The sequence below is a fragment of the Massilia sp. TWR1-2-2 genome (assembly GCF_049897565.1).
GTDB lineage: Bacteria > Pseudomonadota > Gammaproteobacteria > Burkholderiales > Burkholderiaceae_D > JAFCUW01.
This window is the reverse complement of the sequence record NZ_JAFCWM010000006.1, coordinates 49,971-70,306: the sequence shown is the minus strand read 5'-3', so window position 1 is coordinate 70,306 and position 20,336 is coordinate 49,971. Positions and strand designations below refer to the sequence as shown.

Annotated in this window: 18 protein-coding genes; 8 read left to right on the top strand and 10 right to left on the bottom strand. The window is 64.5% G+C overall.

Annotated features, from left to right (window positions below):
• Window positions 1-153: 153 nt before the first annotated feature.
• The 6 genes from ACP7DD_RS07505 to cobA are packed head-to-tail and all read left to right on the top strand — an operon-like array spanning window position 154 to window position 6,204.
• Complete coding sequence (locus ACP7DD_RS07505) at window positions 154-1,842, top strand: nitrite/sulfite reductase (protein WP_426174093.1); 1,689 nt, start codon at window positions 154-156, stop codon at window positions 1,840-1,842.
• Entirely contained in the window at window positions 1,835-2,398 is a 564-nt protein-coding gene (locus ACP7DD_RS07500) for a DUF934 domain-containing protein (protein WP_426174092.1), read from the top strand. The genes ACP7DD_RS07505 and ACP7DD_RS07500 overlap by 8 nt, the downstream gene beginning before the upstream one ends.
• Before the next feature lie 9 nt (window positions 2,399-2,407).
• Complete coding sequence (locus tag ACP7DD_RS07495; RefSeq protein WP_426174091.1) at window positions 2,408-3,148, top strand: phosphoadenylyl-sulfate reductase; 741 nt, start codon at window positions 2,408-2,410, stop codon at window positions 3,146-3,148.
• A gap of 23 nt (window positions 3,149-3,171) precedes the next feature.
• On the top strand, window positions 3,172-4,113 hold the full coding sequence (cysD, locus tag ACP7DD_RS07490) for a sulfate adenylyltransferase subunit CysD (protein ID WP_426174090.1): 942 nt from the start codon (window positions 3,172-3,174) through the stop codon (window positions 4,111-4,113).
• The gene (locus tag ACP7DD_RS07485) at window positions 4,113-5,441 is read left to right on the top strand and encodes a sulfate adenylyltransferase subunit 1 (protein WP_426174089.1); all 1,329 of its coding nucleotides are present in this window, start codon (window positions 4,113-4,115) and stop codon (window positions 5,439-5,441) included. The genes cysD and ACP7DD_RS07485 overlap by 1 nt, the downstream gene beginning before the upstream one ends.
• A 10-nt stretch (window positions 5,442-5,451) precedes the next feature.
• On the top strand, window positions 5,452-6,204 hold the full coding sequence (gene cobA, locus ACP7DD_RS07480; protein ID WP_426174088.1) for a uroporphyrinogen-III C-methyltransferase: 753 nt from the start codon (window positions 5,452-5,454) through the stop codon (window positions 6,202-6,204).
• A gap of 32 nt (window positions 6,205-6,236) precedes the next feature.
• Here the strand turns inward: cobA and ACP7DD_RS07475 are convergent, their stop codons facing one another.
• The 3 genes from ACP7DD_RS07475 to lptF are packed head-to-tail and all read right to left on the bottom strand — an operon-like array spanning window position 6,237 to window position 8,919.
• Complete coding sequence (locus tag ACP7DD_RS07475; RefSeq protein WP_426174087.1) at window positions 6,237-6,602, bottom strand: sirohydrochlorin chelatase; 366 nt, start codon at window positions 6,600-6,602, stop codon at window positions 6,237-6,239.
• On the bottom strand, window positions 6,602-7,789 hold the full coding sequence (lptG, locus tag ACP7DD_RS07470) for an LPS export ABC transporter permease LptG (protein ID WP_426174086.1): 1,188 nt from the start codon (window positions 7,787-7,789) through the stop codon (window positions 6,602-6,604). The genes ACP7DD_RS07475 and lptG overlap by 1 nt, the downstream gene beginning before the upstream one ends.
• Complete coding sequence (lptF, locus tag ACP7DD_RS07465) at window positions 7,786-8,919, bottom strand: LPS export ABC transporter permease LptF (RefSeq protein ID WP_426174085.1); 1,134 nt, start codon at window positions 8,917-8,919, stop codon at window positions 7,786-7,788. Before lptF ends, lptG begins: the two co-directional genes overlap by 4 nt.
• A gap of 57 nt (window positions 8,920-8,976) precedes the next feature.
• Between lptF and ACP7DD_RS07460 the strand changes: the two genes are divergently transcribed.
• A complete protein-coding gene (locus ACP7DD_RS07460; protein ID WP_426174084.1) occupies window positions 8,977-10,473 on the top strand; it encodes a leucyl aminopeptidase in 1,497 nt (498 codons plus the stop codon).
• Window positions 10,474-10,538: 65 nt separating this feature from the next.
• On the opposite strand, the gene ACP7DD_RS07455 is transcribed toward ACP7DD_RS07460, so the two are convergent.
• From ACP7DD_RS07455 to ACP7DD_RS07440, 4 genes are read right to left on the bottom strand one after another with little or no spacing between them, the layout of a single operon-like run.
• Window positions 10,539-10,994 (bottom strand): hypothetical protein, encoded by a 456-nt coding sequence (locus tag ACP7DD_RS07455; protein WP_426174083.1) that lies wholly within the window; start codon window positions 10,992-10,994, stop codon window positions 10,539-10,541.
• Window positions 10,995-11,051: 57 nt separating this feature from the next.
• Window positions 11,052-11,525, bottom strand: coding sequence for a CreA family protein (locus ACP7DD_RS07450; RefSeq protein WP_426174082.1), 474 nt, complete (start codon window positions 11,523-11,525; stop codon window positions 11,052-11,054).
• Window positions 11,526-11,568: 43 nt separating this feature from the next.
• Entirely contained in the window at window positions 11,569-11,757 is a 189-nt protein-coding gene (locus tag ACP7DD_RS07445) for a DUF1653 domain-containing protein (protein WP_426174081.1), read from the bottom strand.
• Entirely contained in the window at window positions 11,757-12,152 is a 396-nt protein-coding gene (locus tag ACP7DD_RS07440) for a hypothetical protein (RefSeq protein WP_426174080.1), read from the bottom strand. Before ACP7DD_RS07440 ends, ACP7DD_RS07445 begins: the two co-directional genes overlap by 1 nt.
• Before the next feature lie 478 nt (window positions 12,153-12,630).
• Between ACP7DD_RS07440 and xth the strand changes: the two genes are divergently transcribed.
• Window positions 12,631-13,395, top strand: coding sequence for an exodeoxyribonuclease III (gene xth, locus ACP7DD_RS07435; protein ID WP_426174078.1), 765 nt, complete (start codon window positions 12,631-12,633; stop codon window positions 13,393-13,395).
• 6 nt (window positions 13,396-13,401) lie between these two features.
• Here xth and ACP7DD_RS07430 read toward each other — a convergent pair whose 3' ends face one another.
• From ACP7DD_RS07430 to acnD, 3 genes are all read right to left on the bottom strand, one after another.
• Window positions 13,402-16,284: a sensor domain-containing protein gene (locus ACP7DD_RS07430; protein WP_426174077.1), complete on the bottom strand. Its 2,883-nt coding sequence runs from the start codon at window positions 16,282-16,284 to the stop codon at window positions 13,402-13,404.
• A 254-nt stretch (window positions 16,285-16,538) separates the two neighbouring features.
• On the bottom strand, window positions 16,539-17,729 hold the full coding sequence (gene prpF, locus ACP7DD_RS07425) for a 2-methylaconitate cis-trans isomerase PrpF (protein WP_426174076.1): 1,191 nt from the start codon (window positions 17,727-17,729) through the stop codon (window positions 16,539-16,541).
• A 2-nt stretch (window positions 17,730-17,731) separates the two neighbouring features.
• Window positions 17,732-20,326, bottom strand: a complete 2,595-nt coding sequence (acnD, locus tag ACP7DD_RS07420) for a Fe/S-dependent 2-methylisocitrate dehydratase AcnD (protein ID WP_426174075.1) — start codon at window positions 20,324-20,326, stop codon at window positions 17,732-17,734.
• Window positions 20,327-20,336 lie beyond the last annotated feature (10 nt).

The window sequence follows — 20,336 nt, the reverse complement described above, 5'->3', positions numbered from 1 at the left end:
GCAGGCAACTGCATGCGACAAGCGCATTTTATAAGAATGCTTATGCCGGATACGAATATAAGCAAATAAATACTCAGTAGTTTGGAATAAAGGCAGAGTTTAATACCATAGGGACTAGTTTGGGGCTCCAAGCGCCTTTTAGGAACCGATCATATGTACCGCTATGACCAGTACGACCATCTCATCGTCCGCGAGCGTATCGCCCAGTACCGCGACCAGGTGCAGCGCCGCCTCAGCGACGAACTGAGCGAAACCGAATTCTTGCCGCTGCGCCTGCAAAACGGCCTGTACATGCAGCGCCACGCCTACATGCTGCGCATCGCGGTGCCCTACGGCCTGCTGGCGTCGAAGCAGATGCGCATGTTCGCCAACATCGCCCGCAAGTACGACCGCGGCTACGGCCACTTCACCACGCGCCAGAACATCCAGTTCAACTGGATCGAACTCGAACAGACGCCCGACATCCTCACCGAGCTCGCCTCGGTCGAGATGCACGCGATCCAGACGTCCGGCAACTGCATCCGCAATACCACCTCCGATCCGTTCGCCGGCGTCGCGTTCGACGAGATCATCGATCCGCGCCCGTTCGCCGAGATCTTGCGCCAGTGGAGCACCTTCCACCCCGAATTCATCGCCCTGCCGCGCAAGTTCAAGGTCGCCATCAACGGCGCCGAGAAGGACCGCGCCGCCATCGCCGTGCACGACATCGGCCTGACGATGGTGCGCAACGAGGCGGGCGAAGTCGGCTTCAAGTTCATGGCCGGCGGCGGCATGGGCCGCACGCCGATCCTCGGCAGCGTGATCCGCGACTTCCTGCCGTGGCAGCACATGCTGACCTACACCGAAGCGGTGATGCGCGTGTATAACCTGCACGGCCGCCGCGACAACAAGTACAAGGCGCGCATCAAGATCCTGCTCAAGGCGCTCGGCGTCGAGGAATTCACCCGCCAGGTCGAAGCCGAATGGGCCGACCTGAAGGACAACGCGGAAACGCTCACCGCCGAAGAACTGACGCGCGTCACCGCCTACTTCACGGCGCCTGCCTACGCCACGCTGCCCGACGTCGACCCGGCCACCGGCCACGAAGACAGCAAACCGTTCGCCAACTGGCTGGCGCGGAACATCCACCCGCACAAGATGCCGGGCTACGCGTCGGTCATCCTGTCGCTGAAAAAAACCGGCGTGCCGCCGGGCGACGCCACCGCCGAGCAGATGGATCTTATGGCCGACCTGGCCGACCGCTACAGCTTCGGCGAACTGCGCGTCACCCACGAGCAGAACATCGTGCTCGCCGACGTCGAGCAATCGCGCCTGTTCGCGCTGTGGACCGAAGTCAAGGCGCGTGGCCTGGCAACGCCCAACATCGGCCTGCTCACCGACATGATCTGCTGCCCCGGCGGCGACTTCTGCTCGCTGGCCAACGCCAAGTCGCTGCCGATCGCCGCTGCCATCGCCGAGCGCTTCGACAACCTCGACTTCCAGCACGACATCGGCGAGATCGAACTGAATATCTCCGGCTGCATCAACGCCTGCGGCCACCACCACGTCGGCTCGATCGGCGTGCTCGGTGTCGACAAGGACGGCGCCGAGTGGTACCAGGTGTCGATCGGCGGCGCGCAAGGCAATGCGCCGGCCATCGGCAAGATCATCGGCCCGTCGTTCTCGGCGCTGCAGATGCCCGAGGTGATCGACCGCCTGCTGCAGGTCTACGTGCGCAACCGGATCGAAGGCGAACATTTTGTGGACACCGCGCAGCGCCTCGGCATCGCGCCATTCAAGGAACACGTCTACGCCACCCCTATCGTGGCCGGCAACCTGGTTGGAGAAGACCACTATGCTTGAATCCCACAGCCAGATCATCAAGGGCCGTGAAGTCGTCGCCGACGACTGGAGCGTGCTGCGCCTGGACGACACCGACGCGCCGGAAGGCGCCGTCGTCCCTGAAGGGAAAATCATCGTGCCGCTGGCCGTGTGGCTGGCGCAGCGCGATGCGCTCGGCGCGCGCCCTGCCGGCTCTGTCGGCGTGTGGATTTCGCCGGACGAAAGCGCCGATGCCATCAAGGGCGAACTCGATCGCTTCGCCGTCGTCGCCATCGACTTCCCGAAATTTACCGATGGCCGCGGCTACTCGATCGCCTACAACGTGCGCAAGCGCCTGCGTTACGCGGGCGAGTTGCGCGCGATCGGCGACGTCCTGCGCGACCAGCTGTTCTCGATGCACCGCGTCGGTTTCGACGCCTACGCAACGCGCCCGGATCGCGACATCCATGACGCGCTCAAGGGCCTGACCGTGTTCAGCGAAACCTACCAGGCGTCGGTCGACCAGGACCTGCCGCTGTACCGCCGGCACGAGCGCGACGTGCGCGTCGAGAACACCGACGTCGGCTACGGCATCTAGGGGCGGCGCATGAATGACCTCACGAATGGCCTGCCAAACCGCCTGCCGTCGCTCGTCGCCGACACCCAGGCCACGCTCGAGCGCATCGCGCGCGACTTCTCGCCCGCCGTGTTCGCGTCCAGCCTGGCCGCCGAAGACATGGTACTGACCGACTTGATTCTCAAAGCCGGCCTGCCGATCGGGATTTTTTCGCTCGACACCGGGCGCCTGCATCCGGAAACGCTGGCCGTGGTCGACGCCGTCAAGGCGCGCTACGATTACGACATCACGCTGTACCACCCGAACCAGCAGGCGGTCGACCAGTACGTCGCCGGCAATGGCATCAACGCTTTCTACGACAGCATCGAGATGCGCCGATCGTGCTGCGGCATTCGCAAGGTCGAGCCGCTTGGCCGCGCCCTCGCCGGCAACCGCGCCTGGGTCACCGGCCAGCGCCGCGCCCAGTCGACGACGCGCGCCGAACTGGCGGTCGAGGAAATCGACGCCGCGCACGGCATGACCAAGTTCAATCCGCTGGCCGACTGGTCGGAGGACGACGTCTGGCAGTACCTGCGCGACAACCAGGTGCCGTACAACGCGCTGCACGACCAGGGCTTCCCGTCGATCGGCTGCGCGCCGTGCACCCGCGCCGTGCAGCCGGGCGAAGACGTGCGCGCCGGCCGCTGGTGGTGGGAAAACCCAGATTCCAAGGAATGCGGCCTGCACATGGTCGACGGCAAACTGATTCGCATTAAATCCGTGGCAGCATAAGCCACCACCACAAGGCATCGCCAATGAACACACTCACCGACTCCCTGCCATCGCTCTCCGACGTGATGAACGCGCGCCACCTCGACACGCTCGAATCCGAAGCGATCCATATCATGCGCGAAGTGGCGGCCGAATGCGCCAACCCTGCCCTGCTGTTCTCGGGCGGGAAAGACTCGGTAGTGCTGCTGCGCCTGGCCGAAAAGGCCTTCCGCCCGGGTAAATTCCCTTTCCCGCTGGTGCACATCGACACCGGCCACAACTTCGACGAAGTGATCGCCTTCCGCGACAAGCGCGCCGCCGAACTTGGCGAGCGCCTCATCGTCGGCTCGGTCGAAGACTCGATCAAGCGCGGCACCGTACGGCTGCGTAATCCGGCCACCGACTCGCGCAACGCGGCGCAGGCGGTAACCTTGCTCGAGACAATCGCCGAATACAAGTTCGACGCCTGCATCGGCGGCGCCCGTCGCGACGAAGAAAAGGCGCGCGCCAAGGAGCGCATCTTCTCCTTCCGCGACGAATTCGGCCAGTGGGATCCGAAGGCACAGCGCCCGGAACTTTGGGACCTGTACAACACGCGCGTTCACCCAGGCGAGAACATGCGCGTGTTCCCGATTTCGAACTGGACCGAGCTCGATGTCTGGCTCTACATCCAGCGCGAAAAGCTCGAACTGCCGCCGATCTACTTCGCCCACGAGCGCCAGGTCATTCCGCGCAACGGCCTGCTGGTGCCGCTGACCGACCTGACGCCGGCGCGCGACGGCGAAACCGTCGAGACGCAGGTTGTGCGCTTTCGCACCGTCGGCGACATCTCGTGCACCTGCCCGGTGTCGTCGACCGCGTCGACCGTCGAAGCGATCATCGCCGAAACGGCGATCACGCAGATCACCGAACGCGGCGCCACCCGGATGGACGACCAGACTTCCGAAGCATCGATGGAAAAACGCAAGAAAGCAGGATACTTCTGATGAACGCCCGCATTGACAACCCCTCTGAAAAACTCACTGAACGCGGCCTTCTTCGCTTCATTACCGCCGGCTCGGTAGACGACGGCAAGAGCACTCTGATCGGCCGCCTGCTGTTCGACAGCAAAGGCATCTTCGCCGACCAGCTCGACGCGATGTCGCGCTCGAAGCACAAGCGCACCGTCGGCGACGCCGTCGACCTGTCGCTGCTGACCGACGGCCTCGAAGCCGAGCGCGAACAGGGCATCACCATCGACGTCGCCTACCGCTACTTCGCCACGCCCAAGCGCAAGTTCATCATTGCCGACACGCCTGGCCACGAACAGTACACCCGCAACATGGTGACCGGCGCCTCGACCGCCGACGCGGTGATCATCCTGGTCGACGTCTCCAAGGTCAAGCTGCGCGAGGACGGCGGCGAGGGTGACGTTGAGCTGCTGATCCAGACCAAGCGCCACTCGACCATCGCGCACCTGCTCAAGATCGAGCACATCGTCGTCGCCGTCAACAAGATGGACCTGGTCGACTACGACCAGCAAGTCTACGACCGCATCGTCAAGGCCTACCGCGAGTTCGCCGCCACGCTGGGCCTGAAGGACATCACGCCGATCCCGCTGTCCGCGCTGTCCGGCGACAACGTGGTGGCGCCGAGCGAGAAGATGGCCTGGTACAAAGGCCCGACCCTGATCGAGCTGCTCGAATCGCTGTCGGTGTACGACGAATCGCACCACGCGCCGTTCCGCTTCCCGGTCCAGCTGGTGGCACGCCACAACGGCCATGAAGCGGACGACTTCCGCGGCTACATGGGCCGCATCGAAGCGGGCATGGTCAGCGTCGGCGACAAGCTGGTGGTGCAGCCATCGGGCAAATTGGCGACGGTCAAGGACATCCTGACCCTGGAAGGCTCGCACGCTTCGGCCGTGGTCGGCCAGTCGATCACGCTGCTGCTCGACGAACACCTCGACATCTCGCGCGGCGACCTGCTGGCCGGCGCCGCGCAGCCGGCCACCTTGCTCAAGAACGTGGTGGCCGATGTCTGCTGGATGTCGGACGAGCCGCTCGACGTGCGCCGCAAGTACTGGATCAAGCACGGTACCCGCCAGAGCGCGGCCAAGGTGACCAAGGTCGACACGCTACTGGACATCAACACCCAGCAGCGCCATCCGGCCGAAGGGCTTAAACTGAACGACATCGCCCGTATCGGCCTGACGGTGCAGCAGCCGCTGGCGGCCGACGCCTACGACGACATCCGGGCGACCGGCGCCTTCATCCTGATCGACGAAGTAACGCACCAGACGGTTGCAGCGGGCATGATCCGTCTCGACGTTTAAGGAGCACAGCATGAAAGCACTCGGAAAAGTCTACCTGATCGGCGCCGGCCCGGGCGCCCAGGACCTCATCACGCTGCGCGGTGCGCGCCTGTTGGCGCAAGCCGACGTGGTGCTGCACGACGCGCTGGTGACACCGGAGATGCTCGAGTTGTGCCCGCAAGCGGTGAAGATCGCGGTCGGAAAACGCTGCGGCAAGCTGTCGACAGCGCAGGCGTTCATCAACAAGCAGATGCTCGACTGCGCGAACAAATATGCGCTGGTGGTGCGGCTCAAGGGCGGCGACCCGATGCTGTTCGGCCGCGCCGACGAAGAGCTGCGCGCGCTGGAAGGCGCCGGCGTCGACGTCGAAGTCGTCCCCGGCATTACCACCGCGCTGGCCGCCGCGGCGGCGACGAAGCAGCCGCTGACCAAGCGTGGGGTGTCGCGCAGTGTTGCCTTCTTCACGTCCAGCACGGCGCCGGAACACGCCGATCAGGTCAACGTGCCCGACACGGACACGCTGGTGCAGTACATGGGCGGGCGCGAAGCGATCGTCACGGCGCAGCGCATGCTCGACCAAGGCTGGCGCCCCGACACGCCGGTTGTGGTGATTGAAAACTGCAGCCGCGCCGATCAGCGCATATCGCGCCTGACTTTGGCGACCCTGGCGCGCGGCCTCGGCGAAGCGCACGGTCCCGTGCTTGTCATGCTGGGCGACGCGCTGAAAATGCGCGAGCACCAGCAGTGCGACACCGAAGAAGAAGCAATACGCCTGACCGCCTGAGCCGGTCCGACAGGAATCGCCTGCGCCGCTAGCTAGAGCGACCCAACGCAGTAATCCGTCATCGCCGCCAGCACCGCCGGATCTTCCCCGACCGCGCCCGCCACCTTGATCGTCACGCCCGGATGATCGATCCGCAACTGGTCGACCAGCAGCGGCAGGTCGCGCAGCAGGTGTCCGCCCTGTCCCAGGAACACCGGCACCACCGTGATCTCGTCGATCCCGGCATGCGCCAGCCGCGCCACCTCGGCCGGCAGCCGCGGCTCCATCAATTCGAGGAACGCCAGCGACACCGGCACGTCCGGCAAGCGCGCTGCGGTCAGGTCGCGCAACCGTTCGAACGGCGCCGCCCACGACGCGGCGCGCGCGCCGTGCGCAAACAGGATGAGTGCGCGCCCCATCAGTGTCGCTCCACCCACCACAGCGCCCCCAGGGCCAGCATCAGGAACAGCAGGCTTGGCGCCACCGCGGTGACGAAAGGCGGCCAGGTACTGAGCAGGCCAAGGTGCGAGAACAGCGTGTTGGTCAACATAAAGCTCACTCCGATCATGATGCCGATGAAAATCTTCAGGCTGATGCCGCCGCTGCGCGACTGCAGGTAGGCGAACGGCAGCGCCATCGCCATCAGCACGAAAATGGCCAGCGGGTCGATCAGCTTCTTCCAGAAAGCGATCTTGAAGCGGTCGGTCTCCTGCCTGTTCTCGGCCAGGTGGCGCGTGTAGACCGCCAGCTCGTTGGCCGACATGCGCTCCGGGTCGGCCGCCGACACCGACAGGATCTTCGGCGTGATCTCCGAGACCAGCTTCATGCTCGGCAGCTTCCTGGTCGATACCGCGCTGGTTTCCTGGCTGCTGAACATGCTCTGGTAGCTGGCGCCCTTTGCCCCGTGCGCATCCGGCGGCGGCAGCGCCTGGCTGTTCGAAAACAGCGTCTCGGTGACGTCGGCCAGGCGCCAGGTGTTATTACCCTCGAACGTCGCAGTGGCCGCGGTGATCAGCGAGCGCATGCGAAAGCCGGTGTCGAACTCGTACAGCTTCACGTCGATCAGCTGGCCGTCGGTGCGGAACTGGCGCACGTTGAAAAAGCGCGAACCGGTCAGCGTGCCCTTCATGCCGTCGCTGCGCACCACATCCTTGGTCCACATCCCCGAGCGAAACTCCTGCGATACCGCCGCGCCCTTGGCCGACAGCTTGAGCTTTTCGGCCAGCGGCGCCGTGCGCGGCGTAATGAGCTCGCCGAACACGAAGGTGATCAGCACGAACACGATGCCGATCTTGAACAGCATCCAGGCGGCCCTGCGCGTGGACATGCTCGAGGCGCGCATGATGGTAAATTCGGAGCTCGCGGCAAACTGCGCCATCGTGAAGATGGTGCCGATCAGCGCCGCCATCGGCATCACCTCGTACACGTGACCCGGCAGCAGCATCAGCACGTACAGGAAGGCGTGCTGGATCATGTAGCCACCCTGCCCGACCGAACCGAGTTCGCCCGTCAGGTCCATGAAGGCCGTCAGCGCCAGCAGCGCCACCAGCACGAAGAACACCGCCTGCATGATACTGACCGCGAAATAACGTTGGAGGATCTTCATTTGGCGATCGCCTCGCGCGGGTTGCGGCGATGCTTGATCGCGTTCAGCAGCACCAGCGGATGGTAGCGGTGGTTGACGTTCAGGCGCCAGGCAAACAGCGCCAGCACGCTGAGCGCCACCAGCAGGTGCAGCGGCCACCAGGCGGCGCTGAAGCTTGCCTTGCCCTGGGCGACGCTGGCCTCCGACACCTTGATCAGGTTAGCGTAGGTAATAAAGATCAGCATCGCCAGAATCAGGTTGACCGAACTGCCGGCGCGCGGATTGACGAAGCCGAGCGGGATTGCCAGCAGCATCAGCAGCACGCACATGATCGGTGAAGCGATCCGCCACAGCAGTTCGGCCAGCATGTAGCGGTTCGGTTCGACCAGCAGCGCAGCGCTCGACATGCTGCCGAATGGGACATGCGCGCCGAGCACCGGCACCTTGGTCGTCACGCGCATGCTGTAGCGCTCGAATTCCATCGACTGGAAGTCGGCCTGGCCAGGCACGCCCTGGTAGCGGCGGCCGTTCTTGAGCACCAGGAACTGGCCGCCCTTGTCGTCGGCCTCGATCACGCCCTCTTTCGCCACCACCACCGTGTTGCCGTTTTTTTCGATCGTATTGACGAACACGTTTTGCACCGCGTTCGAGCCGGCGGCGGCGCCTTCGACGAAGAACACGCGGTTCGATCCGGTCGATTCCTTGAACTGGCCGGGCGAGACTTTTTTGAGGTCCTCGCGCTTTTCGAAGCGCTCGACAAATTCAGTACTTTTCATCTTCGCCCACGGCGTGGCGAACAGGCTCAGGGCGGCCGTCAGCACCACCAGCGGCAGGCCGAACGTGAGCACCGGGTAGACCCAGCGCACCAGCGACTGGCCGCAGGCGAACCAGACTACCATTTCCGAATCTCGGTAGCTGCGCGTGACGACCATCAAAACCGAAATAAAGCTGGTGAGGATCAGGATAGTTGGCAGATAATTCAGCACTGCAAAGACGATCAGCGCGATGACGTCGCCCGAGGCGACTTTGCCGCCGGCCGCTTTGCCCAGGATGGATATGAGCGTCCAGGTGACGAGGATCGAGAACAGCACCGTGAAGGTGGCGCCGGCGGAACTGGCCAGTTCTCGTCGGAGAGCGCGTTGGAAGATCATTCGAAAGTTATAATCACAGGTTAGGCAGTGCGCGTCTCAAACGAAACGGAGAATCAAATGGACTTTAGCATAAAAGCATTCGACACAAAAAACCCCATCGCGGCGGCCAAATCGGGCTGCATCGCCGTTGCGGTATTTGAAAACAAAAAACTGTCGCAAGCGGCCAAGGCCCTCGATCAAGACGGCGACATCAGCGCCGCGTTAAAATCCGGCGACATCACCGGCAAGGCTGGCACGACCCTGCTGCTGCGCCGCAGCAGCGGCGCCGCCGAGCGCGTGCTGCTGGTCGGTATGGGCGCCGACGAAACGATCAGCGAGAAAAGCTTCACCTCGGCCGTCGGCGCCACGCTGAAGGCCTTCGCCAACCTCGGCGCCGCGGATGCCATTATCGCACTCCCGCTGACGGATGTGAAAGAACGTGACCTCGGCTGGGCGCTGCGCGCCATCGTCTGCGCCGCCCACGAGAGCGTTTTCCGCACCGACGGCCAGAAAAGCAAAAAAGATCCGGCGCCGACCGGCGTGCGCAAGGTCACCTTGGCCATCGCGAGCGCCGACAGCCGCGCCAGGACCGCGCTGGCCCAGGCTGAAGCGATCGCCAACGGCATGGACCTGACCAAGGAACTGGGCAACCTGTCGGCCAACGTCTGCACCCCGACCTACCTGGCCAACACGGCGCGCAAGCTGGCCAGGGAATACCAGTTCGACGTCGAGGTCCTCGAGCGCAAGCAGCTCGAAGCGCTGAAGATGGGCAGCTTCCTGTCGGTCACCAACGGCAGCGACGAGCCGCCGAAATTCATCGTCCTCAAGCACATGGGCGGCAAGTCGAAAGACGCGCCGGTGGTCCTGGTCGGCAAGGGCATCACCTTCGACACCGGCGGCATCTCGATCAAGCCGGGTCCTGCAATGGACGAAATGAAGTACGACATGTGCGGCGCCGCCTCGGTACTTGGCACCTTCCGCGCGATCGGCGAGATGAACCTGAAGCTGAATGTGATCGGCGTCATAGCCGCCTGCGAGAACATGCCGTCGGGCCGCGCCACCAAGCCGGGCGACATCGTCACCTCGATGAACGGCTTGACCATCGAAGTGCTCAACACCGACGCCGAAGGCCGCCTGGTGCTGTGCGACGCGCTCACCTATGCCGAGCGCTTCAAGCCTGCGGCGGTGGTCGATATCGCCACCCTGACGGGCGCTTGCATCGTCGCGCTGGGCCACCACAACAGCGGCCTGTTCACGCGCGGCGACGACGCTCACGAAGCGCTCGCGCGCGAACTGCTCGACGCCGGCCGCCAGACCGGCGACACCGCATGGCGCCTGCCGATCGAAGAGGCGTACAACGAGCAGCTCAAGTCGAACTTCGCCGACCTCGGCAACATCGGTTCTCCCGGCGGCGCCAGCGTCACTGCCGCGTGCTTCCTCGAGAACTTCACCCGCAGCTACACCTGGGCCCACCTCGATATCGCCGGCACTGCCTGGAAATCGGGCGGCGCAAAAGGTGCCACGGGACGCCCCGTGCCGCTGCTGACGACCTTCCTGATCAACCGCGCGCAGTAACGCCGCCGCAGTGAAAAAAAGGGCCGCCTCGATCAGGCGGCCCTTTTTTTGATCGATTGTTCCATTTAGTAGATGGCGTTACCCGCGCCCGGCTGATCCTCGTCGCGCGTGTCAGGTGAGGCGCGGCGCATCAGCACCGTCAAGGTAGCCGGGTAGTCGAAGCCGGCGCCGGTTTCGCGGTCGACCAGGTAGCCCAGGCCTGCCGTCGTGACGGCATTACCGACCAGCTTGACGACGCCGAACTTCGAGTCGACGATTTCATTGGCGGCGCCGACGCCCTGCTTGTTACAGTCGATTACCAGCGGCGACCGGCTCTTGCGGACGGTCACGCGGCCTGGCGCCACCACGAACCAGCGTCCGGCCGGGTTCGACAGCACGCAGCCGACGCCACCGACCTCCCGATGGTCGAGCACCGCGCGCACTTCCAGCTGCTGCTCGTTGGTGTCGAACACGGTGGCGCAGCCCTGCAGCGCGGCGGCGACGAATAAGGCCAGCAGTATGATTGTCGGTTTAGGGTTCACGAGCGCGGTCCGTTGATTCATTCACGCTGTTTACGGCAGCGCAGCGCCGATCATGAATTACTTCAGCGGGATCGGCTGGTTGGCAGGCACCGGCACCGCCGTCACGCTGTTCTTCGGACTGCCGTCGATCAGGCGGTCCGAGTAGACCAGGTAGACCAGCGCATTGCGCTTCGGGTCGACCATGCGCACCACGCGCACATGCTTGAAGAAGATCGACGAGCGCTCGGAGAAAACCTCCTCCTGGCGCGGCACCTTGCCCGGAAAGGACAGTGGGCCGACCTGGCGGCACGCCACCGAGGAGTCCGAGGTGTCTTCGGCCAGGCCGACTGCGCCCTTGAGGCCGCCGGTCTTGGCGCGCGACAGGTAGCAGCTCACGCCGCCCACCTTGGGGTCGTCGAACACTTCGACGATGACCTTGTGATCGGGGCCGATCAGTTTGAAGGCGGTATCGACCGAGCCGATGGTTTCCGCCGACGCGGCGCATATCAGGCCGGACAAAGCCAGGCCGACTACTGCTTTGGTCAATTGCATGGGGATCCCGGGAAAAAAGAGAGTGGCGCTGAGGCCGGGGATGTCAGCAGACCGGCGCGAAGCGCGGCACCAGGTGCCCGTCGACGTCGACTAGCTGAAAGAATATGTCCTTGGGCCGGGTCCAGATCGAACCGTCGGCCGCACGGTAGACAACCATCTCGGACAGGTCCGATTCGAGCGTGGCCATGCAGACCAGCTCATACAGACCGCCCTTGTAGTGCCGATACTGCATCAGCCCTCGGCTTTGTCTTCTGCCAGGGCCTTCTGCTTTTTCTTCAGGCTCTGGATGACCTTCAGCGCGCCTTCGATACCGGCGGCGTCATCGAGGTCGCTGAACGCGTCGAGCACTTCATTGAGTACGCGGTTGCGCATCGCCGCCTCGTCGCTTCCGCCTTGCAGCGCCTTCTGCGCGCTGCCGCGCACCGGCTCGGCGGCTACCTCCTTCGGGGCAGCAGCCTTGGCGGGCGGCTTCGGCGTCGCCGCCGCGGTCTTGCCATGCGCGAGCGCAGCTTGCCAGATTACCCAGCGGCGCTGTGTCTCGAACACCAGATATTCTTCAGGCTTGTCCTCACGGCGACGTACGATATGGCCGTCGCGTTGTGCCCATGCCTCAAATGCATTGCGCATTTTTTTCCTTCATAAATGCTGTAGTCGCATTTCACAAACTATTGAAACTGCAACATTTCAAAATAGTATCACCTGTCTGCACAATCAACTGACGACTGGCCGCCGAGGGCTCGTTACTCTTGTTCAGAAACAAATAGGCACCGCTAAGTTCAAGTGCAACCGATCAATATATCGATATTACACTTGTCGTTATAATAAAGCAACTATTCATTCCTCCTCAGTAACAATAGGTTATTTTGATACTTTTGTCTCTATTTTGTTACACTTTGCTACACCTATAGCCCGGCTGGCCAACGTAACAACATCTTTTGTGATTGAACATTAAGTATCTCAAGCAACTATAGTTCGACCAGAGCCGAACACGGCAATTGAACTGGTGAAATGAATACCGCTGGCTTCATCGCCGGGTCAGCCAAATTTGCATCTACCGCATTCAGCGTCGATACTGCCAGTCGCGCCCACTTCTAAAAGTAAATCCATGAAAATCGCCACCTGGAATGTCAATTCGCTCAACGTCCGCCTGCCCCATCTACTTCGATGGCTGGCCGACAACCCGGTCGACGTGGTATGCCTGCAAGAGACCAAGCTGACGGACGATAAATTCCCGGTCGTCGCCATCAACGGCGCCGGCTACCAGGTCGCCTTCAGCGGCCAGAAGACCTACAACGGCGTGGCCATCTTGTCGAAGCTGGCGATCACCGACGTCGTCGCCAACAACCCGCATTACGAGGACGCGCAGCAGCGCATCCTGGCCGCCACCATCGACGGCATGCGCATCATCTGCGCGTATGTGCCGAACGGGCAGGCGGTCGATTCGGACAAGTATGCCTACAAGCTGGCATGGCTGGCATCGTTGCGCGAGTGGCTGGTTGACGAAATGGCGGCGCACCCACAGCTGGCCATCATGGGCGACTACAACATCGCGCCGGCCGACCGCGACGTCCACGATCCGGCCGAATGGGAAGGCCAGATCCACTGCTCCGAACGCGAGCGCGCCGCGCTGGTGGCGCTGAACGAACTGGGGCTGGTCGATTCGTTCCGCATGTTCGAACAGGCCGAAAAATCGTACAGCTGGTGGGACTACCGCCAGCTGGCGTTTCGCCGCAACCGCGGTCTGCGCATCGACCATATCCTGCTCTCTGGCGCACTGGCGGCGCGCTGCACCGCCTGCGTCATCGATCGCGCGCCGCGCAAGTGGGAGCAGCCTTCCGACCACGTGCCGGTAGTGGCCACCCTCGCCTAGCCCGGTTCACGCGGGCCGCAGCAGCGCCTGCGCCGCGGCGGTGTCGGTTGGCTGCGAGAACAGGTAGCCCTGCGCGAACTGGCAGCCGTTTTGCAGCAGTATCTCGAACTGGCCTTCCGTCTCGACGCCTTCTGCCACCACCGACAGCTGCAGGCTGTTCGACAGCGCGATGATGGCGCACACGATGGCGCGGTCTTCTGCGCTGCCTTCCAGGTCCTTGATGAATGCGCGGTCGATCTTGAGCTTCCTGACCGGGAATCGCTTCAGGTACGCCAGGCTCGAATAGCCGGTGCCGAAATCGTCGATCGACAAGCGGATGCCCATCGCATTGATCTGCCCGAGGATCTCGAGCGTCTGCTCGCCGTGCTGCATCAGCGCCGTCTCGGTGATCTCGAACTCGATCAGCGCCGGGTCGATGCCCGTCTCGTCGACGATGCGCCGGACCGAATCGATCAGGCCGCGGTTCATGAACTGGCGCGGCGACAGGTTTACCGCCAGCGGCACCGGCTGCAATCCCATCTGCTGCCACGCCATGCTTTGCTCGCAGGCGCGCCGGATCACCCATTCGCCCACCGACACGACCAGGCCGTTCTCTTCGAGGATCGGAATGAAGTGGTCAGGCAGGATCAGGCCATGCTCGGGCCGGCGCCAGCGCAGCAGCACTTCCATCGTGTGCACCTGGCGCGTGCCGATGTCCATGATCGGCTGGTAGAACAGCTCGAACTCTTCCTTGGCCAGCGCGCCGCGCAAGCTGCTCTCGAGCTCGAAGTGCAGCGCCGCCGCCTGGTTCATGCGCTCGGTGAAAAACTGGTAGTTGTTGCGACCGCTCGCCTTGGCGTGATACATGGCGGCGTCGGCGTGGCGCATCAAGGTCTCGACGTCGCCGCCATCGTCCGGATAGACGCAGATGCCGATCGACGGCGTGATATGCAGCAGGCGACCTTCGAACGGGAACGGCGACGCCAGCGCCTCGATGATTTTTTCGGCCACGCGGTTGCATTCGTCGGCGCTGCGTACGCCCGGCACCAGCACCACGAACTCGTCGCCGCCGAGGCGCGCCACCGTGTCGCTGGCACGCACCGCGCGGCACAGCCGCCCGGCTACTTCCTTGAGCAGGTGGTCGCCCGTCTGGTGGCCGAGCGAATCGTTGATCGTCTTGAAGCGGTCCAGGTCGATGAACATCAGCGCCAGTTTGCGGTCGGTCCGCTCGGCGGTCATCATGGCGCGGTCCAGCCGGTCCGACAGCAGCGCGCGGTTCGGCAGCCCGGTCAGGTTGTCGTGGTACGCCATGTGGTGCACGCGCGCCTCGGCCTGGCGCCGGTCGACGATTTCGGCCTCCAGCAGCGCATTGGCGCCGGCCAGTTCGGCGGTGCGCTCGAGCACCCGCACTTCCAGCTCGTCGCGCGCGCGGCGCACCGATTCGGCCGCCTCGCGGCGCGCCGTCACGTCGTCGACCAGCCATACCGAGCGGCCGGTCACTTCCGCCAGGTCGAACGGCCGCCCCGACAGGCGCGCCCAGAACAGGCTGCGGTCCTTGCGCACCAGCTGGTATTCGTACATGCTGACGCGCCCGGCGTGGAAGTCGCGCGAGGTCTCGCTGCGCGCCTCGCCCCAGCTGCGCATGTCGGGGTACAGGTCCTGCACCGACAGCCCCGCCATTTCGCCCGGCGCGTAGCCGAACAGCTCCTCCATCTTGCGGTTGCAGCGCAGGTTGAAGCCGTTCTCGACCACCGAAATGCCGAGCACCGCGCTGTCGAGGATCGCCTGGTTTTCCAGCAGCGTGTTGCGCAGCGATTCTTCGGCCCGTTTGTGTTCGGTGCGGTCCTCGATGATGAAGATGGTGCCGGCCGCCGGGTCGGCCGGGTTGACGACGTAGGCGATCAGCTGCGACCACATCACAGAGCCGTCCTTGCGCGCCATCTCGACTTCGGTCTGGAACGGTTTACCGACCGACAGCAGCGGGAACGCCACTTCGCCGACCGCCGCGTAGGTGGCGTCGTCCGGGTAAAGCGCGCGCCCCGGCAGGCCGAGCCCTTCGTCGCCCTCGTAGCCGAACATCTCGGCAAAGCCGCGGTTGTAGCGGGTGATCAGGCGGTTTTTGGTAAACAGGATGCTGATCGACGCATTCGTCATGATCGCCTGCACCTCGACCGTCGTCTGGCGCGCGTCGGTGACGTCTTCGAGGATCCAGATGGTGCCTTCCCGGCTGCGGTCGCTGTCGACCGCCTTGGCGCGCACGCGGCACCAGATCAGCGAACCATCGCGCCGCACGAACTGCATCTCGGCGCGTTCGAACGGCAGCCCATTGCCAAGCAGCGGAGCGGCGTCCTCGCCGAAGCGGCGGTATGCCTCGGGCGACGTGAACAGACTTACCGACGGCTGACCGGTCATTTCTTCGCGCGTGTAGCCGAACATCTCGGCGAAGCGCGGATTACACGACATCATCATGCCATGATTGCTGAACAGGATGCCCACCGAGGCGTTGTCGAGGATGGCCTTCTGTTCGAGCAGCGTCTGGCGCAGCTCGGCCTGGTCGCGCACGAAGCGGCGCGTGTCGGTGATGACGACGGTGCAGCCAGGACCGCCGGCAGCCAGCGGCTTGGCGTGCAACTGCACCGCGATCTCCTCGCTGCCGGCCACCAGCACCGCGTCCCACGCTTGCGCGGCGGCGACGCCGACGCGCAGCAGCGCCAGGCCAGGGGCCAGGCATGCCGGCATGAGGAAGTCGACCAGCGCGCGGCCGGCCAGCGGCGCGCCGAGCAGCGTCTCGAGTTCGGCGTTGGCGGCGATGACGAACCCTGCGCCATCGACGGCGCAAGCCGGCGCGCCGATCAGCTCCAGCGCGCCGGCCATGCTCAGCGTTAGGTGATAAGTAGGTAATCGATCCATGTCCCCGCTTCGTGCAAAATGGTGTGCACGCGGCCTCTCAAACGGGCCGCTGTTGATGGGATCATAAACTACAAAGAGCGGCAATTGGGAAACATATACGCCGTTCGGAGGAGCGACCTTGGCGCTGTGTTGGCCGCAGTCCATGGCCTGGGCGGGACTGCGGACGACGAGGTCGGCTCGCAGGAGGATTGCAAAGGGTGCGCGGGAGTCTGACTCCTACAGAGTCAGACCATGAAAACGGCCATTTGGTTCACTTAGAATGCGTCGCCGGGAACGCGCACCCAGCCTTCCATCAGCACGCGCGCGCTGCGGCTCATGATGGCCTTGCCGACGCTCCACTGGCCGTCGACCAGGCTCGCTTCGGCACCGACGCGCAAGGTGCCGGACGGATGGCCGAAGCGCACGGCGCTGCGCGCCCCGCCGCCGGCGGCCAGGTTCACCAGCGTGCCGGGAATGGCCGCCGCGGTGCCGATGGCGACGGCGGCGGTGCCCATCATCGCGTGGTGCAGCTTGCCCATCGACAGAGCGCGCACATGCAGGTCGATGTCGGCGGCGCCGACCTGCTTGCCGCTTGAAGAGACGTAGTCGGCCGGGCCGGCCACGAATGCCACCTTCGGCGTGTGCTGGCGCTTGGCCGCTTCGGCGACGTGATGGATCAGGCCCATGCGCACGGCGCCGTGGGCGCGGATGGTCTCGAACATCGCCAGCGCCTTGTCGTCGCCGTTGATCGCTTCCTGCAGCTCGGTGCCGGTGTAGCCGATGTCGCGCGCGTTGATGAAGATGGTCGGGATGCCGGCATTGATCATCGTCGCCTTCAGCGTGCCGACGCCGGGCACCTCGAGGTCGTCGACCAGGTTGCCGGTCGGGAACATGGCGCCGCCGGCGCCCTCCTCCTCGGCTGCCGGGTCGAGAAATTCGAGCTGCACTTCGGCCGCCGGGAAGGTAACGCCGTCGAGCATGAACTCGCCGGTTTCCTGTACCTCGCCGCCGCTGACCGGCACGTGAGCGATGATCGACTTGCCGATGTTGGCCTGCCAGATACGCACGGTGGCGACGCCGTCGTGCGGAATGCGTTCGGGGTCGACCATGCCGGCGCTGATGGCAAACGAGCCGACCGCCGACGACAGGTTGCCGCAATTGCCGCTCCAGTCGACGAACGCCCTGTCGATGGCGACCTGGCCGAAAAGATAGTCGACGTCGTGGCCTTCGCGGTTACTGCGCGACAGGATGACGGCCTTGCTGGTGCTCGACGTGGCGCTGCCCATGCCGTCGATCTGCTTGCCGTACGGGTCGGGGCTGCCGATCACGCGCAGCAGCAGCGCGTCGCGGGCGGGGCCCGGCAGCTGCGCGGCCTGCGGCAAATCCTGCAGGCGGAAGAAGACGCCCTTGCTGGTCCCGCCGCGCATGTAGGTGGCGGGAATTTTCACTTGAGGTACGTGGGACATGGTCAGGCCGCCTTTGCCGTCGATTCGAGGAAGTCCTGGGCGAAGCGCTGCAGCACGCCGCCGGCTTCGTAGATCGACACTTCTTCGGCCGTGTCGAGGCGGCAGGTGACGGGCACTTCCTCGCGGTCGCCGTTGGCGCGGTTGATCACCAGGGTCAAGGTGGCGCGCGGGGTGCGTTCGCCGATGACGTCGAACGTCTCGGTGCCGTCGATGCCGAGCGTGATGCGGTTGACGCCGAGCTTGAATTCGAGCGGCAGCACGCCCATGCCGACCAGGTTGGTGCGGTGAATGCGCTCGAAGCCTTCGGCGGCGATCGCCTCGACCCCGGCCAGGCGCACGCCCTTGGCGGCCCAGTCGCGCGAGGAACCCTGGCCATAATCGGCGCCGGCAATGATGATCAAGGGCTGCTTGCGTTCCATGTAGGTTTCGATCGCTTCCCACATGCGGGTGACTTGCCCTTCGGGCTCGATACGCGCCAGCGAGCCTGCCAAGACCCGGCCGTCGACCTTGACCATTTCGTTCTTCAGGGTCGGGTTGGCGAAGGTGGCGCGCTGCGCCGTGAGGTGGTCGCCGCGGTGGGTGGCGTAGGAGTTGAAGTCGACTTCCGGCAGGCCCATTTTATGCAGGTACTCGCCGGCGGCGCTGTCCATCATGATGGCGTTCGACGGCGACAGGTGGTCGGTGGTGATGTTGTCGCCAAGGACAGCGAGCGGGCGCATGCCGGAGAGCGAGCGGGCGCCGGCCAGCGCGCCTTCCCAGTACGGCGGGCGGCGGATGTAGGTGCTCGGCGCGCGCCAGTCGTACAGTGGGCTGACCTTGTCGCCCTTGTCGGCCTGCAGCGCGAACATCGGCGTGTAGACCTGGCGGAACTGCTCGGGCTTGACGCTGGATGCGACGATGGCGTCGATCTCCTCGTCGAGCGGCCAGATGTCGGCCAGCCTGATTGCCTTGCCGTCGGCGTAGCCCAGCACGTCTTTTTCGATGTCGAAGCGGATGGTGCCGGCGATGGCGTAGGCGACTACGAGCGGCGGCGAGGCGAGGAAAGCCTGCTTGGCGTACGGATGGATGCGGCCGTCGAAGTTGCGGTTGCCCGACAGGACGGCGGTGGCGTACAGGTCGCGCGCGACGACTTCCTGCTGGATGACCGGGTCGAGCGCGCCGCTCATGCCGTTGCAGGTGGTGCAGGCAAAGGCGACGACGCCAAAACCGAGTTCTTCGAGTTCGGGCAGCAGCTTGGCTTCTTGCAGATACAGCGCGACGGTCTTCGAGCCTGGCGCGAGAGAACTCTTGACCCATGGTTTGCGGGTCAGGCCGAGGCGATTGGCGTTACGCGCCAGTAGGCCGGCGGCAATCATGTTGCGCGGGTTGTTGGTGTTGGTGCAGCTGGTAATGGCGGCGATGATGACGGCGCCGTCGGGCATCAGGCCAGGCTCGTTTTCGACGACGCCGCTGATGCCGCGCGCGGCCAGGTCGGACGTCGGCACGCGCGTGTGCGGATTCGATGGGCCGGCGATGGTGCGCACCACCGACGACAGGTCGAAACCGAGCACGCGCTCGTAGTGCGCGTTTGCCAGGCTGTCGGCCCACAGGCCGGTGTGGCGGGCGTAGGTCTCGACCAGCGCGACCTGCTCGTCGTCGCGGCCGGTGAGCTTGAGGTACTTGATGGTCTGCTCGTCGATGTAGAACATCGCCGCGGTCGAGCCGTATTCGGGCGCCATGTTGGAGATCGTGGCGCGGTCGCCCAGGGTCAGGTGCGAGGCGCCCGCGCCGTAAAACTCGAGGTAGGACGAGACGACCTTGGCGTTGCGCAGGAATTCGGTCAGCGCCAGCACGATGTCGGTGGCGGTGATGCCCGGCTGCGGCTTGCCGGACAGTTCGACGCCGATGATGTCGGGCAGGCGCATCCACGATGCGCGTCCGAGCATGACGCTTTCCGCTTCAAGGCCGCCGACGCCGATGGCGATGACGCCGAGCGCGTCGACCATCGGGGTGTGCGAGTCGGTGCCGACCAGGGTATCGGGGAAGGCGACGCCGTTCTGCACCTGGATGACCGGCGACATGCGCTCGAGGTTGATCTGGTGCAGGATGCCGTTACCGGGCGGGATCACATCGACGTTCTTGAAGGCCTTCTTGGTCCATTCAATGAAGTGGAAGCGGTCTTCATTGCGGCGATCCTCGATGGCGCGGTTCTTGTCGAAGGCGTCGGGGTCGAAGCCGGCGCTTTCGACAGCCAGCGAGTGGTCGACGACGAGCTGGGTCGGCACCACCGGGTTGACCATGGCGGGGTCGCCGCCCTGGGCGGCAATCGCGTCGCGCAAACCGGCCAGGTCGACCAGCGCGGTCTGGCCGAGGATGTCGTGGCAGACGACGCGTGCCGGGAACCACGGGAAGTCGAGGTCCTGGCGGCGCTCGATGAACTGGCGCAGCGACGCGGTGAGCGTGGCCGGGTCGCAGCGGCGCACCAGGTTCTCGGCCAGTACGCGCGAGGTGTACGGCAGCTTGTCGTAGGCGCCTTCTTCGATCGCGTCGATGGCGGCGCGGGTGTCGAAGTAGTCGAGCGCGGTGCCCGGCAGCGGTTTGCGGTAGTCGATATTCATATGGCTTTCC